Raw genomic sequence first — 3,075 nt, forward strand, 5'->3', positions numbered from 1 at the left:
TTCTTTAAAAATTCGGATATGTGATAGATATAGACTGATGACCAGTTTCACTGCTGGAAATCAGGCTAAGGTAAAATTTGTGAGTTCTGCTCGAAAGAGCAACATGCGAATTTTCGGCGAATGTCGTCTTCACAGTATAACCAGATTGCTTGGGGTTATATGGTCAAGTGAAGAAGCGCATACGGTGGATGCCTTGGCAGTCAGAGGCGATGAAAGACGTGGTAGCCTGCGATAAGCTTTGGGGAGTCGGCAAACAGACTGTGATCCAGAGATCTCTGAATGGGGGAACCCACTCAGCACAAGCTGAGTATCTTGTACTGAATACATAGGTGCAAGAGGCGAACCAGGGGAACTGAAACATCTAAGTACCCTGAGGAAAAGAAATCAACCGAGATTCCCTTAGTAGTGGCGAGCGAACGGGGACCAGCCCTTAAGTTGATTTGAGATTAGTGGAACGCTCTGGAAAGTGCGGCCATAGTGGGTGATAGCCCCGTACACGAAAATCTCTTGTCAATGAAATCGAGTAGGACGGAGCACGAGAAACTTTGTCTGAATATGGGGGGACCATCCTCCAAGGCTAAATACTACTGACTGACCGATAGTGAACCAGTACCGTGAGGGAAAGGCGAAAAGAACCCCGGAGAGGGGAGTGAAATAGAACCTGAAACCGTATGCGTACAAGCAGTGGGAGCCTACTTTGTTAGGTGACTGCGTACCTTTTGTATAATGGGTCAGCGACTTATATTCAGTGGCGAGCTTAACCGAATAGGGGAGGCGTAGCGAAAGCGAGTCTTAATAGGGCGTTTAGTCGCTGGGTATAGACCCGAAACCGGGCGATCTATCCATGGGCAGGTTGAAGGTTAGGTAACACTGACTGGAGGACCGAACCGACTACCGTTGAAAAGTTAGCGGATGACCTGTGGATCGGAGTGAAAGGCTAATCAAGCTCGGAGATAGCTGGTTCTCCTCGAAAGCTATTTAGGTAGCGCCTCATGTATCACTCCAGGGGGTAGAGCACTGTTTCGGCTAGGGGGTCATCCCGACTTACCAAACCGATGCAAACTCCGAATACCTGGAAGTGCCGAGCATGGGAGACACACGGCGGGTGCTAACGTCCGTCGTGAAAAGGGAAACAACCCAGACCGTCAGCTAAGGTCCCAAAGTCATGGTTAAGTGGGAAACGATGTGGGAAGGCTTAGACAGCTAGGAGGTTGGCTTAGAAGCAGCCACCCTTTAAAGAAAGCGTAATAGCTCACTAGTCGAGTCGGCCTGCGCGGAAGATGTAACGGGGCTCAAACCATGCACCGAAGCTACGGGTGTCATCTTTGATGACGCGGTAGAGGAGCGTTCTGTAAGCCTGTGAAGGTGAGTTGAGAAGCTTGCTGGAGGTATCAGAAGTGCGAATGCTGACATGAGTAACGACAATGCGAGTGAAAAACTCGCACGCCGAAAGACCAAGGTTTCCTGCGCAACGTTAATCGACGCAGGGTTAGTCGGTCCCTAAGGCGAGGCTGAAAAGCGTAGTCGATGGAAAACAGGTTAATATTCCTGTACTTCCAGTTATTGCGATGGAGGGACGGAGAAGGTTAGGCCAGCCTGGCGTTGGTTGTCCAGGTTTAAGGTGGTAGGCTGAAATCTTAGGCAAATCCGGGATTTCAAGGCCGAGAGCTGATGACGAGTTGCCTTTAGGCGACGAAGTGGTTGATACCATGCTTCCAAGAAAAGCTCCTAAGCTTCAGATAACTGGGAACCGTACCCCAAACCGACACAGGTGGTTAGGTAGAGAATACCAAGGCGCTTGAGAGAACTCGGGTGAAGGAACTAGGCAAAATGGCACCGTAACTTCGGGAGAAGGTGCGCCGGCGAGGGTGAAGGACTTGCTCCGTAAGCCCATGCCGGTCGAAGATACCAGGCCGCTGCGACTGTTTATTAAAAACACAGCACTCTGCAAACACGAAAGTGGACGTATAGGGTGTGACGCCTGCCCGGTGCCGGAAGGTTAATTGATGGGGTTAGCGCAAGCGAAGCTCTTGATCGAAGCCCCGGTAAACGGCGGCCGTAACTATAACGGTCCTAAGGTAGCGAAATTCCTTGTCGGGTAAGTTCCGACCTGCACGAATGGCGTAACGATGGCGGCGCTGTCTCCACCCGAGACTCAGTGAAATTGAAATCGCTGTGAAGATGCAGTGTATCCGCGGCTAGACGGAAAGACCCCGTGAACCTTTACTATAGCTTTGCACTGGACTTTGAATTTGCTTGTGTAGGATAGGTGGGAGGCTTTGAAGTGGGGACGCCAGTTCTCATGGAGCCATCCTTGAAATACCACCCTGGCAACTTTGAGGTTCTAACTCAGGTCCGTTATCCGGATCGAGGACAGTGTATGGTGGGTAGTTTGACTGGGGCGGTCTCCTCCCAAAGAGTAACGGAGGAGTACGAAGGTGCGCTCAGACCGGTCGGAAATCGGTCGTAGAGTATAAAGGCAAAAGCGCGCTTGACTGCGAGACAAACACGTCGAGCAGGTACGAAAGTAGGTCTTAGTGATCCGGTGGTTCTGTATGGAAGGGCCATCGCTCAACGGATAAAAGGTACTCCGGGGATAACAGGCTGATACCGCCCAAGAGTTCATATCGACGGCGGTGTTTGGCACCTCGATGTCGGCTCATCACATCCTGGGGCTGAAGCCGGTCCCAAGGGTATGGCTGTTCGCCATTTAAAGTGGTACGCGAGCTGGGTTTAGAACGTCGTGAGACAGTTCGGTCCCTATCTGCCGTGGACGTTTGAGATTTGAGAGGGGCTGCTCCTAGTACGAGAGGACCGGAGTGGACGAACCTCTGGTGTTCCGGTTGTCACGCCAGTGGCATTGCCGGGTAGCTATGTTCGGAAGAGATAACCGCTGAAAGCATCTAAGCGGGAAACTTGCCTCAAGATGAGATCTCACTGGGATCTTGAATCCCCTGAAGGGCCGTCGAAGACTACGACGTTGATAGGTTGGGTGTGTAAGCGCTGTGAGGCGTTGAGCTAACCAATACTAATTGCCCGTGAGGCTTGACCATATAACACCCAAGCAATTTGCGC

1 rRNA gene is annotated in these 3,075 nt (G+C 51.4%); it reads left to right on the forward strand.

Features of this window, described 5'->3' with window-relative positions:
* Window positions 1–161: 161 nt before the first annotated feature.
* A 23S ribosomal RNA gene (locus RYH74_RS26115) occupies window positions 162–3,053 on the forward strand.
* Window positions 3,054–3,075: the final 22 nt, after the last annotated feature.

The sequence above is a fragment of the Pseudomonas sp. LSJ-87 genome (assembly GCF_032971465.1).
Classification (GTDB): Bacteria; Pseudomonadota; Gammaproteobacteria; order Pseudomonadales; family Pseudomonadaceae; genus Aquipseudomonas; species Aquipseudomonas putida_Z.